Below are 15,250 nucleotides of genomic sequence, written 5' to 3' on the forward strand. Positions count from 1 at the left end.
GTCAGCCCCACCTCGGCAGCCAGTAGATGAGCAGGTAGATCGGGATCCAGGTGAGGACCACGAAGTCCCAGTAGAAAACATTGTCGCCGACATCGCCGAAGCGCCGGCCGTTATAGCCATGGTGCGTGAACATCAGCACCGTCAGAACGATCGTGTCGCCGACGTCGGTGATGAGATGCGTGGTGTGGAGACCAAGCAGCACCCACAGCATCGAGCCATAGGCGTTCGTGTCCCAATAAATATTCAGTGCCGGAAACTCGAACCAGCGCACAATGAGTGGCGCAATGCCGAGCAACGACATCACCACCATGCCGATCCGCACCGGCCCGATCGCGCATTCCTTGGCGTAGCGGTTGAGCATGTGGTTCGGCACCAGGCTGACGATGAGAAGCAGCGTCACGATCGTTCCCGGCCAGTGGTTGGGTTCCGGAGCGCTCAGACGCCAGTTGGGCCACAAGGTCGCCAGATAGAGGTAAGCGCCGGCCGCCAGTGCAAAGCCCGTCCCTTCCAGCGCCATGAAGCCAAGCGTGCCCCACCAGGTGGGACTGCCCGGACCATGTCCAAAGGTCGGGAGGCCGGAAAGATCTGCGGCGGGACGCTGGTTCATTCCTCGTCCTCCGGATCGTCCTTGGGCCAGAACCAGCCGATCAGGGTGATGGCGATCGGGCCCACGCCCCAGACGATGGCCCAGGGCGTGAAGATCGAATAAAGGAAGGTGCCGCCGACCGCGATCGCAGCCAGCAGCGGCCAGATCGACGGCGTCGCCGATTTCTCGCGGATGTCTGGATGGGCTTCCGCCACCGTCGAGATGACCAACTCGCGCACGTCGACGCGAAGCCCGGTCGCGACCGGGAGCGCCTCGCGTTCGGCCCACAGCGGCTCGACATTTGTCACGACCGGAATGCGCGCGAAATTGTAGCTGGGTGGCGGAGAGGAGGTTGCCCATTCGAGCGTGCCGGCGTCCCATGGATTGTCGCCGGCGGGCGCGCCGCGCAATGCGCCATGCACGAGATTGAAGGTGAACAGCACGAAGCTCAGGAAGAACAGCACCGCGCCGGCGGTGATGAAAAGATTGATGTTGCCCCAGTCAAGCTCGGCTGGATAAGTGTAGACCCTGCGTGGCATGCCCCACAGGCCGACGATATGCATCGGGAAGAAAGCGGCGTTGAAGCCGATCAGGGCCAGCCAGAAGTGCCAGCGCCCAAGGCGCTCGCTCATCATGCGGCCGGTGATCTTGGGGAACCAGAAATAGGCTGCGGCCAGCAGCGGGAAGACCGAGCCGCCGATCAGCACGTAGTGGAAGTGGGCGACGACGAAATAGGTGTCGTGCACCTGCAGGTCGAGCGGCACCGAGGCGAGCATGACGCCGGTGAGGCCACCAATGACGAAGATGAAGAAGAAGCCGAAGACGAACAGCAGCGGGGTGCGGATCACCGGTCTGCCGTCCCACAATGTCGCCAGCCAGCAGAAGATCTGCACGCCGTTGGGGATGGCGATCATCATGCTGGATGCGGTGAAGAAGCTGGCGCCGAGCTTCGGCAGTCCCGTCGCGAACATGTGGTGGACCCAAAGGCCGAACGACAGGAAACCGACAGCGATCAGCGACAGCACCAGCCCCAAATGACCGAACGCCGGGCGCCGCGCGAAGGCTGGAATGATGGAGGAGACCATGCCGGTCGCCGGCAGGAAGATGATGTAGACCTCCGGATGCCCAAAGAACCAAAACAGATGCTGGAACAGCAGCGCATCGCCGCCCTCCGCCTGGTTGAAGATGTGCGTGCCGACGAGCCGGTCGAGAATGAGGAAGGTCGACGTGATCATCACCGCCGGCATGGCGAAGACGATGACGAAGGAAGTGACCAGCAACGCCCAGACGTAAAGCGGTATCTTGTCCAGCGACATGCCGGGCGCGCGCTGCTTCAGCACCGTCACGATGGTGGCGACGGCGACCGACAGCGAGGACACTTCGGTATAGGTGATCATCTGCGCCCATACATCGGCGCGCTTGCCGGGACTGTATTCCGGCCCGGACAGCGGCACATAGGCGAACCAGCCGACATCGGGCGCCATCGAGAGGGCGAAGGATACCCAGGCGAAGATACCCCCCGAGACATAGACCCAGTAGCTGAACGCGGTGAGGCGCGGAAAGGCAATGTTGCGGGTGCCGACCATCAACGGCACCAGATAAATACCGGTCGCCTGCACGATGGGCACGGCGAACAGGAACATCATGGTGACGCCATGCATCGTGAAAAGCTGGTTGTAGAGATCCGGGCCGATGAGCCCGCGCTGCGGGCCCGAGAGCTGGACGCGCATGGCGACGGCGTTGAGCCCACCCAAGCACAGAAACAGGAAGGCGGTGATGAGGTAGCGCCGTGCGATCACCTTGTGATCGACGCTCGAGAGCGCACCGATGATGCCGGGGGGCGTGCGCCATGTCCGCGCCAGCCAGCGATGCAGGCTGGCATCATCCAAGCCGGTGTCGCGCGGCCCATCACGCTCGGGTGCAAGATCGCCTTTGGCGGACACCTCGCGCTCGGGCGGCAGATCGCGTTCGCTGGTGAGATCCGCGCTGCTCATTTCAGCCCCTCGAGATAAGCGACGATGGCGTTGAGCTCGTCGCCGCTCAGATCGACAACCGGCATGTGAGAACCCGGCTTGATGCCTTGCGGATCGGCTATCCAGGCGGCGAGATTGCCGCGGCTCATCGTCAATGTTCCGGCCGCAAGCGTTTGCCGGCTGCCTATATGCGTCAGGTCGGGAGCGACCGTTCCTCCGGCGGGGGTGCCCCCGATCCTATGGCACATCACGCAGGGCCGCTTGAGAAAGAGGTCTTCGCCGGTCTTTGCCTCGTCGCTCGCCGGGCCAGCGGCCGGCTGCAACTGGTCGTTCCACCAGGCGTCGAACTTTGCCCGCGGCTCGGCGATAATGAAGGTACCCATATTGGCGTGCTGCGCGCCGCAGAACTCGGCGCATTGGCCGCGATAGACGCCGGGCTTATCCGCCTTGATGTCGAGCACGTTCATGTGACCGGGAATGAGGTCGAGCTTGCCGGAAAGGCTCGGGACCCAGAAGGAATGGATAACATCGGTCGAGGTGAGGAGAAGCCGAACCGGTTCGCCGGCGGGAATGTGGATCTCGTTCGCCGTCGTCAGGATGCGGCTCGGTGTGGCGTCCTCATAGCGCACCTCCCACCACCATTGATGGCCGGTGACGCGAATGGTCAGCGCGGCGTCCGAGCCGATCGCGGCGAGCGTCCTGTTGGCGAAGAAGCTCAGCAGAGTGAGCCCGATCAGGATGACGGCGGTCAGCCCGACGGCGGCCGTCACCACGCGCAGCTTCCGATTGTCCGCGCCGGCGTCAAGCACAAGCGGCTCCAACCGGTCCCGCGGCCGCATCATCAGCGGCGCGGCAAGAGCGATCATCACCAGCACCCACACCACCGCGCAAAGCCCGGTGAAGAACCAGATCAGCCATGCCAGTTCGCTCGCCGCCGGGCCCTTCGGGTCGAGCGCCGATTGCCAGCCTGCGCATCCCTGAAGAAGCAGGGCGATTGCCGTGGCGAACGCAATCGAGGCGAAGCGTTTCACGGCGACTTCCCCAGCGTGGCGGCGTCCGGCATGCGGTTTTCCGACGGATGCACCATCATATCGTCATTTCGGGAAGGCGCGGCGGAGGAGGGTGCGTTGCCGCTCAGCGAGCGAACAAAAGCTGCGAGCTCCCAGATCTGGTCGTCAGGGATCTTGTCGCGAAAGCTCGGCATGCCGTTCGGACGACCGTCGCGGATCGTGGCGTGAATGCTTTCCATCGAGCTGCCATAGATCCACTTTTCGTCCATCAGCGCAGGGCCCATGCCGCCGCCGCCATTGGCATGGCATCCTGAGCAGTTGAACCAGCCGAACAGGCGCTTGCCTTCGCTCAGATGGAAGGCATTGGCCTCGAAGCTCGCCGCCTTGTTGTCTGTGGGAGAGGGCCGCTGCCCGCCGGGTTCCAGAGTCGTCACCGGTGTCGGCTGCTCGCCGGAGCCGAGCGCCGACTGCGGCCGTGTGTCCCGCTCCTCGCGCTGGCAGGCCGCCAGCGCTAAAATCGCCAAGAGAAGCATGGCGGCGGTCGATCTCATCGCACCGGGCTCCCGGCCACGTCGAGACGAGGCACTCCATATTGCGTCAGAACCGCGTCGATCTCGGCTTTGTGTCTGGCAAGCGCGCTGTTCACATCGCTGCGCAGCGCATCGTCCTCGCGCCGAACGCCCATCGAGATGTCATACATCAGCGGCAATTGCGGCCCGTCGATGCGAGGCGTAACCGGCGTGATCCGGAGCGGCACCTTCTGCTTCTGGGCGAAATAGCCGGCGAGCGGACCCCAGACCACCGCGAGGTCGATATCGCCGCTCGCCACTGCTTCGACGATACGCGCCGGAGGATTGGGAGCGGAGTAGTCGCCATAGACGGGGTAGCCGATTAGATGCCCAATGATGCCGCGGCGGCCAAGCGCCTGGACAGGAGGCGAGTTGGCGCCGTCGTCGCCGATGAGCTGAACGCCGATGCGCAAGTCGCGCAGCCGCGGGTCGTTGAAGGAGGCGACGTCGGGGTCGTCCTGGCGAGTCACGAAGACATAGGAGGAGCGGTAGTAGGGCCTCGTGGTGCGCAGCATTTCGAGATTGGCCGGCGTGCCGGGCACGAGATCGCAGAGACCCGCCTTCAGCGTGTTGCGCACGAAGCCGCGGCGCTGCGCCCACCAGGTGTAGGTCAGCTTCGCGCCGAGATCGGCGGCGATGATTTCGGCGATCCTGTTCTCGAATCCTTGTCCGGCCGCATTGGAAAAGGGCAGGTTGTTCGGGTCGGCGCAGACCCTGAGCTCACGAACGCCGGCCGTCGCCGGCAAGAGCAGCAAGGCGAGTGCGACGGTGCCGAGCGCCATTCGTGGGAACGCCTTCCGTGCCACGCCGTGGATCAAGCCGAACGCATCAGGGCAGCCGGAACACATAGAGCGTGCCTCCCGCCGTGGTCGCGTTCTTCAGGTCCTTCATTGCATTGACGAAACCGAGCGCGGCGCTGGCATCGCGCGGGTCGAGGTCGCCCGACACGATGGCGCCCGCCCAGCCGCCGACGCCGGATAAGACGGCGACATATTGGTGGCCGTCTGGGCCGCGATAGGTGATGGGTTGGCCTATGATGCCGGACGAAGTCTTGAATTGCCAAAGCAGGTCGCCGGTCTTTGCGCTCACTGCCTTGAACCAGCCTTCCATCGTTCCATAGAAGACCACGTCGCCGGCGGTCACGACCGCGCCGCTCCATACCGGGAAGTTCTCCTTGAGGCTCCAGGCGGGTTTCTCAGCCGCGATATCCCAGGCGGTGAAAGCGCCGCGATTGCCGCCCGGCCCGGGGATCATGCGCACGTTCATCCCCACATAAGGCGTGCCGGCGATGTAGTTCACCTCGACGCCTTCTTCGTCCATGCACAGATTGTTGTGCGGGATATAGAGCAGGCCGGTTTTCGGCGAGAAGGCGGAAGGTTGCCAATCCTTGAGGCCCGACGCGGTCGGGCAGATGTCGCGGACGACTTTGCCGGTGCCGGTCTGCTTGTCAGGGTTTTCGATCAGCCGGCCGGTCTTAAGGTCGACGCCCTTGCTGGAATTGACGGGACCATAAGGTTTTGCAGACAGGACCTCGCCGGTGGTGCGATCAAGGACATAAAGGTAGCCGTTGCGTTCCGGACGGACCAGCACCTTGCGCGGCTTGCCCTGCCAGTTCATGTTGAGCAGGACCTGCTCGTTGATGCCGTCATAATCGTGCAGGTCGTGTGGACTCCATTGATAGAACCATTTCGCCGCTCCGGTATCGGGATCGCGGGCGAAAATTCCCGATGTCCACTTGTTGTCGCCGGGCCGCAGATCCGGATTCCAGGGGCCGGGATTGCCAGTGCCGTGGAAGATCAGGTTGAGGTCCGGATCGTAGGAAATCCAGCCCCACATATTGCCGCCGCCGATCTTCCAGGCCTCGGGCGGCCATGAGGTGACGCCGAGGTCCTTGCCCTTGTCCATATCGTAGTGGGGCTTGAAGTCCGGTCCGATCAGCACGTCCTTGTCCGGCCCGGTGCCATAGGCCGTCCAGACGACGTGACCGTCGCCGGCGTCCAACGCCTTGACCCAGCCGCGAACGCCCATCTCGCCGCCGGAATTGCCGACCAGCACTTTGCCTTTCACCACAAGCGGCGCCATGGTGATGGTTTCGCCGATATTGATGTTGCCGATATGGGCGTTCCAGAGCGGCTGGCCGCTGTCCGCATCGAGCGCGATGGTGTGGCCGTCGAGCGTGTTGAAGAAGAGGCGCCCGTCCGCGAAAGCCGCGCCGCGGTTGACGACGTCGCAGCAGGCAACCCCTTGAGCGGCCGGCTCAGGATTGGGCTCGTATTTCCATTTCATCGGCGCGCCGGGCTTGGAAAGGTCGAGCGCGTAGACGATGTTGGGAAACGGGCTCACGATATACATGGTGCTGCCGACCACCAGCGGCGCTGCTTCCTGGCCTTTGTTCACCCCGGTCGAAAAGGTGAAGGCGACCTGCAGGTTCTTGACGTTACCCTCGTTGATTTCCGCGAGTTCGCTATAACGGGTCGAGGCGTAGTTCTTGGCGGGCATCGTCCATTGCCCGTCATCAGGCGGCGCGGCCGCGGGAGGCGGAGATATCGCCGGCGATGGGGGAGCTTCCGAAGCGGCTGTCAGCAAGGGGGCGCAGACCAGCAGCATGGCTGTAAGAACGCCAAAACGTTTTTGAGATACGGCCGGGCGGTCGGAATACGCGGCATCACCGCAGAATGTTGCAGTTTCGGTTGCTTGCTTCATTTCGGCGTCGAACCTCCGACGCCGGAACCGATTTCCGCCGCAATATCGGCCTCGCGACCGGCACAAAGCGGATGACCCCAGCCGGAGGCACTTTTCCCCCCGGGATCAAGATCGTAGATGATGGCGTCCTTGCGATTGGGATTGACGCCCGCCGGAACCTTGTCGAGGCCGAGAGCGGCGCGAACGCGCCAGGCGACATTGTGGTCGGCACAGGAGGAATCGCCGCTGATGCCGAGCGCCCCGACGATTGTCTTGCCGTCGTAAAGAGCCAGTCCCCCGCCAAACACGACGACGCCCCCGATCGACTTGCCAATAAGCGGGTCGTTGGCGCTGCCGAAAGTCCTGGGGTCACCGGCATAGGCTGCTGCCTGGTTGACGGGGCTGGTGGCCAGGAGACCGAACAGCGGCCCGCCCGGCTGCACCCCGGCATAGAGATTGGCTGTCGACAGCGCCATGTTGGCCAGGCTGAGCCCGTTGGCCGTATTGGCTTTCTCGGCCGCGATCAGCCGGCTGCCCGGCCACTGCGCATCGGCGGTAGGTCCACTGAAGGCAACGGCACAGACGGTACCGTCGCGGGCGACTATCGCTGCCCATTCATTGTTCTCGAAGCCGCCATTCGCGGGGCCGCCACTTGCCTTGACATTAGCCTTCAACGCCGAGAGCAGCTTATCGTGATCGGCCGAGCAGGGCGCCTGGGCCTGAGCAGTGCCTTGCGGCATCGAGCCAAACGCCAAGACCAGGAAACCCAGACCCAGTGACGAAAACCGACGATGAGCCATGGCCTCGAAGCACTCTGTTGAGGCTATTCAAACTGGCAACAGGCAGCTTTGTTCCTCCTTCATGAAAGGCGTTTGTAGCCGACCAAGTCCGCTGGCGTGGAAGGACGTCGAGCAACCGATTCAGTATGGATCAGTGGCCGCATCAGACGTGTCGGCGCCAGGTCGGATCATGGCATTGGGGCAGGGCTTGGCCGTTTTTGCGACCGCGGCAGGGTTACAAAACTGTCTTTACTCTGTCTGCCACGCGAATTCCCCGAACCGCTCGGCACGCCGATCGAGATGGCGAGAGTGGCTGCGTTGCGCTGTTGCCGATTATCCCAGCCTCGCCATCAGTAAGATTGGTGACCGGAACACGAGCCGGGCTTTGCAATCGAAGGACAGGCTTGCCGGAGCTATCCCGTCCGAAAAACACGATGCCGGCGGCTTGGAATGCCTGGCGCATGGCAAGCAGCTTTCCGGCGGGTGGACGGCCACCACGCTCAAACGCGCGAACACTCGCTTCGCTCAAATCACATTTTGCTCCAAGCCGCACCGGAGGACAGGTCAACCGGACACGGGCCGCGTTACCTGTTCTGGCGTTATAGAAGCCACCAAACGTCTCCACTGCTTTTGGTCCTGCCTCGAACTGGAAGCTCAAGAACATGTTCTATTGCCGGCAAATTCAGAAGGCGTCATGCCCCAGGACTGCCGTCTTGAGCCCCGCTTGGAACAACGATGAGGCGCGCGTCGTTCGATGGCAATGGAACAGCTTCGTTCAGATTTCGCGGCAATGGCGCAGCCGGGCTATTGGATTGCCCTCGCACTCGTCGTTATCCCATATGGAGTGGGCGTGTTTTTCCTCGTAAGGACTTGCCACTGTATGTGACCGCGTGCCGTGCTGCGGTCCAAGGCGACGCGATCTGCAGCAAATACAACGGACGGTCGAATGTCACGTCCCGTTACGGGCGGCAACAAGAGCCGCTATCGGGAGCTCGGTCGCTCTCCAGCAACGGGAACTGGTGATTTATAGCGACCGGCGCATTCCCGCCTGCACTCCGGGTCGGAAGTCGCAGTCGAGGAACATTCTTCTTTCCGCGCTATTCGGGAGGAGTTTCCCGGGACACACAACATGTCGATACTGGGCTGGATTCTCGGTCGCCGGCTGGCCAATCAGGAACAGTCGCAGCGCAAGATCGGTGTTTTCGAAGGCGTGCCAGCCATGGGCCTCGATGGGCTGGGTTCGTCGGCCTACGGTCCGGAAGCGGCGCTCACGATCCTGATCCCGCTCGGCGCGGCGGGTCTGGGCTATATCGGTCCCATCATGGGCGCCATAGTCGGTTTGCTCGCGGTCCTTTATCTTTCTTACCGCCAGACTATCGCCGCTTACCCCAGCAATGGGGGCGCTTATATCGTCTCGCGCGAAAATCTTGGCCGCAACGCCAGCCTGCTTGCCGCCGCCGCGCTGATGGTCGACTACGTGCTCAATGTCGCCGTAGGCATCTCTGCCGGCGTCGGCGCACTGGTGTCGGCGCTGCCTTCGCTGCATGCCTACACGCTTTGGATCTGCCTCGGGATCCTGCTTTTGGTGACCGTCGTCAATCTGCGCGGCACGCTCGATGCCGGCCGGCTGTTTGCCTTGCCGACCTATCTGTTCGTCGCGAGCTTCCTGGCGATCCTGGCGATCGGCGTCGCGAAGACGGTCGCCTCCGGCGGTCAACCGGTGCCGGCAATTCCACCGCCGCCCCTGCAGCAGCCGTTCGAAACCGTAAGCCTGCTCCTCTTGATGCACGCCTTTGCCAGCGGCTGCACGGCGATGACCGGCGTGGAGGCGGTCAGCAACGGCATGACCGCTTTCAAGGATCCGGCTGTCAGGCACGGCCGGCGCACGCTGGCGGCGATCTGTCTGATCCTTGGGCTGCTGCTCGGCGGCATCGGTTTCCTGTCGGCACACTACCGTATCGGCGCGATGGATCAGGAGAAGGACGGCTATCAGAGCGTGCTGTCGCAGCTTGCGCATGCCGTCGTTGGCGACGGTGTCTTCTACTACGTCGCCATCGGTAGCCTGCTTTGCGTGCTGGCGCTTTCGGCCAATACAAGCTTCGTCGATTTCCCCCGCCTTTGCCGCATGGTGGCGGAAGACGGGTACCTTCCCAAACCCTTCGCCATGGTTGGCCGGCGGCTCGTTTTCTCGATCGGCATCCTTTATCTCGCCTTGTCGACCGGACTGCTGCTGATCGTGTTCGGCGGCATCACCGACCATCTGATCCCGCTCTTCGCCATCGGCGCCTTTCTGACCTTCACGCTGTCGCAGACCGGGATGGTGATGCACTGGGTAAGGGCGCTTCGCACAACCAAGGACACGAACCGGACGGGCAACCACATGCATCTGGCGATCAACGCGTTCGGCGGCATAGTCACCGCGCTGGCGCTCATCGTGATTGTCGTCGCCAAATTCAGGGAAGGGGCCTGGATCACGGTGATCGTCATCCCGGTGGTGATCCTCCTCCTGCGGCTGGTGCGGCGCTATTACGACCAGCTCGAGGCAAGTCTGCGCGAGCCCGGCAAAGTCGATTTGAGCAGCACCGAGCCCGCTGTCGTTCTTGTCGTGACCCAGCAATGGAACAGGATGGCGGACAAGGCGCTCAGCTTTGCCTTTCACCTGTCCGGAGATGTCATCGCCGTCCATGTGGCGCGGCTGTCGGGCGAAGAGAGCGATGAAGAGCGCGCAATTCGCGGAAGGTGGTCGCAGGATGTGGAAGCGCCGGCGAGAGCGGCGGGCCTGCGCCCGCCGCGTCTTCTTCTCCTCAATGCCGACTACCGGCTGATGTACGAGCCGTTACTGAAGGAGATCAGGACGTTGCGCGGAGAGTTCGATGGCCGTCCCATTGCAGTGCTGCTCCCAGAGGTCGTGCCGCCCAATTGGTGGCAACATATCCTGCATACGCATCGCGCTCGCCGATTGCACGCCAAACTGCTCGAGTTCGGCGGGTCGGACATCGTGATCATTTCAATGCCCTGGTATATCGAAGAACCGAGGATCGAGGGGGCCCATTGAATGTTGCCGCTCCCTTCGATCACGCCACGTCGCCAAAAGTTTTGGCCGAGCGATGGAAAACAGGAACGTTCCTTTTTTTCAAACATTCTCTCTGGTCTGCACCTCGTAATTCCTACTTGCTGGGGCCGGAACATTGTCATCCAGAGAGCATAATCTGCCGAGCCCCAGCACCGAGGAGATCTCCATCGTCGATCTCATTCCTGCCTTACGGGCTTTTGCCCGAACCTTCTGTCGCGTGCCTGACGATGCCGACGATCTTGTGCAGGAAACGTTGGCCAAGGGGCTTGGCAATCTGGACAAATTCGAGCCCGGCACGCGCCTGAAGTCCTGGCTCTTCACCATCATGCGCAACACGCACTACACGCGTATCAAAGCGGCGGCGAGGGAGGCGCCCGGGCTGCTCGACTGCGCCTCCAGCCGTCCGACTTCAGAACCGTCCCAGGACTGGTCCGTGCAAAGCAGGGAAGTGCATCAAGCCATCCAGAAGCTGCCTTCCCATCAGCGTGAGGTTTTGATGCTGATCGGCGTACTGGGCGTAAGCTACGAAGAAACCGCGCAAATATGCGGCTGCGCTGTCGGCACCGTCAAAAGCCGTCTCAACCGCGCCCGTGCCGGCGTTCTGGAGTTCCTTGGGGAAACCTCGCCGCAAGTGCTGATCGAGCCACGAGGTCAATTTTCGGACAACCATTGGGATGCTGAGGGCGCAAGGCGCTAAGCGCGGCCAAATCCTACAGGCGCTGAGCTGCTCTCATGACTTTCGCCTCTCTCATCAACGAGGCCCAATTCAGGCCGAGCAGAGCAACAAGTTCGAGCGCTTGCGCTTCGGTGATGCCCGTCTTTGCGACCAGCCGCCGAGCGAGTTCGTCCACTTCCGGAGTTCTGCCAGCCATCGGGATGACCCCCCAAACGGCTACAACGATTCACTTATGTTAAGGTTCCACCGATCACGCGACAGCGGGCGATATTGATACCTGCCCGTCTCCGAGTAATGCTGCATCCTTGCCGGTGACATCTTCAACCGCGCTCACCCGTCATGTCGCCTTTGCGCTTTTCGATCAGCGCCTTCTGCAGTTCGAGCGCAAGCCTTGTCAGCCGGTCAGGGACCTCTTCCCGCTCGATAGCATTCAACAGTGATGCGATCTCCTGGTCCAAGCTCAGGATCAACTGGGCGCAAAGATCGCGCTGACTCCTGTGAGACATCGCATTCTCTTAACAAATAGAGGCCCCTTCAAATCTCACAGGGGCATAGCCGACCAGCCTTTGCAAGGCGCTTGCCGCAGGCTGTGGGATTTCCGGTCCGTTGTCACCGGATTTCGCGGCAAGAGGTGATCTGGGAACATCAGCTCAATCCTCGGGAAGGCGGTTCGCCGCGTGATCCTGATACTGATCGGACGTAATCCGGTTGCCGTCGAGACCGCGTTGCTCGGTGTGCTGCTTCTTGTCCCGGTTGGACAGCACGTCGTTCTCGCCGACCACGTCCTTTGCAAGCGTCGCCTTCGCTCCGCTTCCGGAACCCTTGCCCTGGCTGCCGCGGCCCATCTGCTTCTTACCGCCGGATGCCATTTCCTTCTCCCTGTTCTGCAGGCGTGGAACTGTTCGGTGACCGAACTGCCGCCGGTGCGTTATGTTCCGCCGGCACGGCGGACGAGGAAGACCATGCCGTCCCAACTGCCGAACGGCATTTCACCGTCGACCGCAACGTCCATGCCGCATACATGAGAAAGACGGCTGATGTCGCGGGAATCGATGCCCGGCGATGTCCGATAGGAATAGTTGAGGATCGCTGCCATTCCTCCCCGTCGCAGCAGGCGCGCGATCTCGCTGAAATGCCGCTCGGCAACCCCGGCGAGCACAAGGTAAGGAAAACTGTCCAGGGCCAGCACGCCGTCAAAGCTTGCATCGGCGAAATCACCGAGATCAAGGCCCGAGGTCAGGCGAAATTCCACATTGACAAGGCCGGCGCATCGCCGGCGCGCGATTTCGATCATCCGCGACGAGATATCGATGCCGACGACATATCCTGCCTGGGTGCCGAGCGCATGTCCGAGACGCCCGATGCCGCAGCCGATGTCCAGTATGTGCTTATGGGCACCAAGGAAACCCTGCTGTTCCAGCCATGAGACAATCTCGGCGGTCGTAGTCGAAAGCCTGTGCTCGTCACCAAGCGAGGACAATTGGACGCTGGCCGCGGGAGATATGGCGGCCGCCCGATCGAAGCTGCCGGCCAGCCGTTTGACAGTCATGGCGGTCGGTTCGCTATCCGGCCGGTCATGCGACACGCAGGCAGCCGCTCTTCGGACCTTGTCGAAGGCATCCGCCTTGCCACGAAGCATCGTGGCGATCTCTTCCAGCCAGCATCGCCGGGGAGCATGGCTTGGACGCATATCCAGCGCGATATCCGCCAGTTGCGCCGCGCTGGTGGTCTTGTCAATATAAACGGCCAATCTGCCCAGCGCGTTGTCAACGGAAAGGCTGTCCGTCATGCAATCCTTGAGCAGCGCCTGGCAATCGCGCCTGATTGCTTCGCGATGTTCACGGCGACGCGCTCCTGGTCCACACCTTCTGCGCCGTCCAGCGGTCCTTCGCGCCCCAGCCATATTTGTAACCTTCCCTGCCGCGTAGGAAATCGAACTCCAGCGCGCCCTCGCTGGCGGCTCCGGTGATGGCATGCCCGATCAGAATCGCGCCGGGGCTTTCGTCGGCATAGGCCGGATCGAAACCGCCAAGGTACGCATAGGCCCGGTCGCGGTGATGAAAACCGTAATAGGCACCGATGACGAGATCGTCGATCTGGATCGTCAAGCATCGCGCCAGGCCGTTATCGGCAAGCCGCGGCAGGGCCCTGCGATGAAATTCCACAGCCGTGTCGGATAGCACGCCACCGCCATGGCCAGTCCAGCGCGCGCCATGCAGTCGGATGAGCCTGTCGAGAAATGTCTGCGGATCGGACTCGCCGCGGCTGACAATGACGGCTCCTCTTCGCCTGGCAGCTCTCTCGGCACGGCGCAACTGACGCCTTCGTCTCGCCGGAACCGAGCGGGCCAGAGTCCGATCGCCATCGAGCGACAGCACAGGACAGGCCGCGTGGGCCATCGATCTGCGCTCTTCGGCATTCGGCAGTTCAAGGCTCAGCGATATGGCATCGGCCGAGAGGTCGGGCAGGATCCACTGCGACCATTCCAACGACAGCGCCGCCTCGGCTATGGCGGCCTCAGCCTCCGCCTGCAGTTCCGGCGCGCACAAAATGTCGAGATAGTCGCTCAGCGAAATCCCGATGGGGAGCAGGCGCTGACCGCAATTATGCCTTTCGATATAGAGCGGCGCCAGTCCGGCGAGATCGTCTCCGCTCCACACGGCAATTGCCGTGAGATCGCCCGGCGCGAATGTACGCCACCAGGGGATGAGCCAGGCAGGAGATTGGAACGGTGTGGCCGAGATGCTTTGCCCCCAGAGCTGCCACCAGCACGGCTCCAGGTCCTCGAACGTCCCGGGGGCGCGAATGATCTCGGTGCGCAGACTGCCCATCAGCCGGTTCCCAGCAAAGCGCGACGGGTGCCAAGCTTCGCCAGCGCTTCGTAAGCATCCATGTAGGATGTGATCATGCGCTCAAGCGAGAAGCGGCGGCGCGCCTCGGCCCGGCATGCCTCGTCGTCCAAGGCTCCGGATGCGACAATGGCCTTCGCCATTTCCTCGACGTCATTGACCAGGAATCCGGTCCTGCCATGCTCGATGACATCGGGAAGGGCGCCGTTCGGGAAAGCGACGACCGGCGTGCCGCAGGCAAGCGCCTCCATCGCGACAAGCGAGCTTGTTTCGGCGGCAAGGCTGGGAACGACCAGGCAGCGGGCGGCGTTGAGCAGGCGCCGCTTGGCACAAAAGCCGAGTGGCCCGAGGAAACGCCGCTGCCGATCGAGCCGAGGGTGCACTTCGTCGGCGAAATAGCGCAGATGGGTCTCGTAGGGATAGACCTGGCCGGCGATCGCCAGGGGAATGCCGGCGCGCTTGGCCGCCTCTATCGCGAGATGGATGGCCTTTTCGGGACAGATGCGGCTGAGCACCAGCGCGAAATTGCGCCGCGATCGGGGCTGGTTCAGCGCCTTGATATCAACGCCGTTTGGAATAGGCTTCGCAAGTCTCGACCCTGCCGGCGCCGTCCTGTGCTGCGCCCACGAGACCGCGTGCAGCCACAGGTCCTCGCGTGGCGGGGCAAGCACCTCGGACGAATACCAGCCGAGCGGCAAGTGCAACGTCACCAGGGTTGGGCCCTCGGAAGGCAGATAGGCATCGAAGTCGATCCCGTGGAGATGAACAACGTCGATGTGCCAGCGCGCCCGGGCGGCCGTGATCGCATCGCGATGCGCCTGCTGGGCCCGGTCCTTCGCCGCCTTGTCGAGCACGCCTGCTTCGGCCGGTGTTTCCACCAAGACGCCAGCCGTCTTTGACCCATGGCAGGCGACGACAACCGACCGGTGGCCTTTCTCAACCAGCCCCCGGTCCAGCGCCGACAGCACCTGCTCGGCGCCGCCGACCGCATCCGGCCCGACGGGCGCGAGGGGGTAGGCGACGTTGAGGACGGTCAGTGTCATAGCCGATCGA

Annotated in this window: 14 protein-coding genes; 2 read left to right on the forward strand and 12 right to left on the reverse strand. The window is 62.7% G+C overall.

All coding sequences use genetic code 11. The features are described 5' to 3' along the window. Position 1: 1 nt before the first annotated feature. From FJ430_RS11270 to FJ430_RS11300, 7 genes are all read right to left on the reverse strand, one after another. The gene (locus tag FJ430_RS11270; protein ID WP_140710521.1) at positions 2 to 607 is read right to left on the reverse strand and encodes a heme-copper oxidase subunit III; all 606 of its coding nucleotides are present in this window, start codon (positions 605 to 607) and stop codon (positions 2 to 4) included. After that, the gene (ctaD, locus tag FJ430_RS11275) at positions 604 to 2,580 is read right to left on the reverse strand and encodes a cytochrome c oxidase subunit I (protein WP_140710523.1); all 1,977 of its coding nucleotides are present in this window, start codon (positions 2,578 to 2,580) and stop codon (positions 604 to 606) included. Before ctaD ends, FJ430_RS11270 begins: the two co-directional genes overlap by 4 nt. Further along, a complete protein-coding gene (gene coxB, locus FJ430_RS11280) occupies positions 2,577 to 3,590 on the reverse strand; it encodes a cytochrome c oxidase subunit II (protein ID WP_181166811.1) in 1,014 nt (337 codons plus the stop codon). Before coxB ends, ctaD begins: the two co-directional genes overlap by 4 nt. Then, complete coding sequence (locus tag FJ430_RS11285; RefSeq protein ID WP_140654249.1) at positions 3,587 to 4,120, reverse strand: c-type cytochrome; 534 nt, start codon at positions 4,118 to 4,120, stop codon at positions 3,587 to 3,589. Before FJ430_RS11285 ends, coxB begins: the two co-directional genes overlap by 4 nt. Then, positions 4,117 to 4,920 (reverse strand): substrate-binding domain-containing protein, encoded by an 804-nt coding sequence (locus FJ430_RS11290; RefSeq protein WP_226892155.1) that lies wholly within the window; start codon positions 4,918 to 4,920, stop codon positions 4,117 to 4,119. The genes FJ430_RS11285 and FJ430_RS11290 overlap by 4 nt, the downstream gene beginning before the upstream one ends. 46 nt (positions 4,921 to 4,966) lie before the next feature. Next, complete coding sequence (locus FJ430_RS11295) at positions 4,967 to 6,745, reverse strand: methanol/ethanol family PQQ-dependent dehydrogenase (RefSeq protein WP_181175578.1); 1,779 nt, start codon at positions 6,743 to 6,745, stop codon at positions 4,967 to 4,969. Positions 6,746 to 6,837: 92 nt separating this feature from the next. Next, positions 6,838 to 7,560 carry a heme-binding protein gene (locus FJ430_RS11300; protein ID WP_140710525.1) on the reverse strand — a complete coding sequence of 241 codons (723 nt, stop codon included), beginning with the start codon at positions 7,558 to 7,560 and terminating at the stop codon, positions 6,838 to 6,840. A 1,168-nt stretch (positions 7,561 to 8,728) separates the two neighbouring features. Here FJ430_RS11300 and FJ430_RS11305 point away from each other — a divergent pair. After that, positions 8,729 to 10,654, forward strand: a complete 1,926-nt coding sequence (locus tag FJ430_RS11305) for an APC family permease (protein ID WP_140710527.1) — start codon at positions 8,729 to 8,731, stop codon at positions 10,652 to 10,654. A gap of 154 nt (positions 10,655 to 10,808) precedes the next feature. Further along, positions 10,809 to 11,369 carry a sigma-70 family RNA polymerase sigma factor gene (locus tag FJ430_RS11310; RefSeq protein WP_140710593.1) on the forward strand — a complete coding sequence of 187 codons (561 nt, stop codon included), beginning with the start codon at positions 10,809 to 10,811 and terminating at the stop codon, positions 11,367 to 11,369. A gap of 299 nt (positions 11,370 to 11,668) precedes the next feature. Here FJ430_RS11310 and FJ430_RS11315 read toward each other — a convergent pair whose 3' ends face one another. The 5 genes from FJ430_RS11315 to FJ430_RS11335 all read right to left on the reverse strand — a co-directional run bounded on the left by FJ430_RS11315 (position 11,669) and on the right by FJ430_RS11335 (position 15,240). Next, positions 11,669 to 11,806: a hypothetical protein gene (locus FJ430_RS11315; RefSeq protein ID WP_319023005.1), complete on the reverse strand. Its 138-nt coding sequence runs from the start codon at positions 11,804 to 11,806 to the stop codon at positions 11,669 to 11,671. Positions 11,807 to 11,998: 192 nt separating this feature from the next. Then, on the reverse strand, positions 11,999 to 12,217 hold the full coding sequence (locus tag FJ430_RS11320) for a hypothetical protein (RefSeq protein ID WP_140710529.1): 219 nt from the start codon (positions 12,215 to 12,217) through the stop codon (positions 11,999 to 12,001). 59 nt (positions 12,218 to 12,276) lie between these two features. Further along, positions 12,277 to 13,137 carry a class I SAM-dependent methyltransferase gene (locus tag FJ430_RS11325; RefSeq protein ID WP_226892157.1) on the reverse strand — a complete coding sequence of 287 codons (861 nt, stop codon included), beginning with the start codon at positions 13,135 to 13,137 and terminating at the stop codon, positions 12,277 to 12,279. Positions 13,138 to 13,186: 49 nt separating this feature from the next. Then, positions 13,187 to 14,179, reverse strand: a complete 993-nt coding sequence (locus tag FJ430_RS11330; protein WP_140710533.1) for a GNAT family N-acetyltransferase — start codon at positions 14,177 to 14,179, stop codon at positions 13,187 to 13,189. Beyond that, complete coding sequence (locus FJ430_RS11335) at positions 14,179 to 15,240, reverse strand: glycosyltransferase family 4 protein (RefSeq protein WP_140710535.1); 1,062 nt, start codon at positions 15,238 to 15,240, stop codon at positions 14,179 to 14,181. The genes FJ430_RS11330 and FJ430_RS11335 overlap by 1 nt, the downstream gene beginning before the upstream one ends. Positions 15,241 to 15,250: the final 10 nt, after the last annotated feature.

Origin of the sequence: Mesorhizobium sp. B2-8-5, from assembly GCF_006440675.2 — a bacterium.
Lineage (GTDB): Bacteria > Pseudomonadota > Alphaproteobacteria > Rhizobiales > Rhizobiaceae > Mesorhizobium.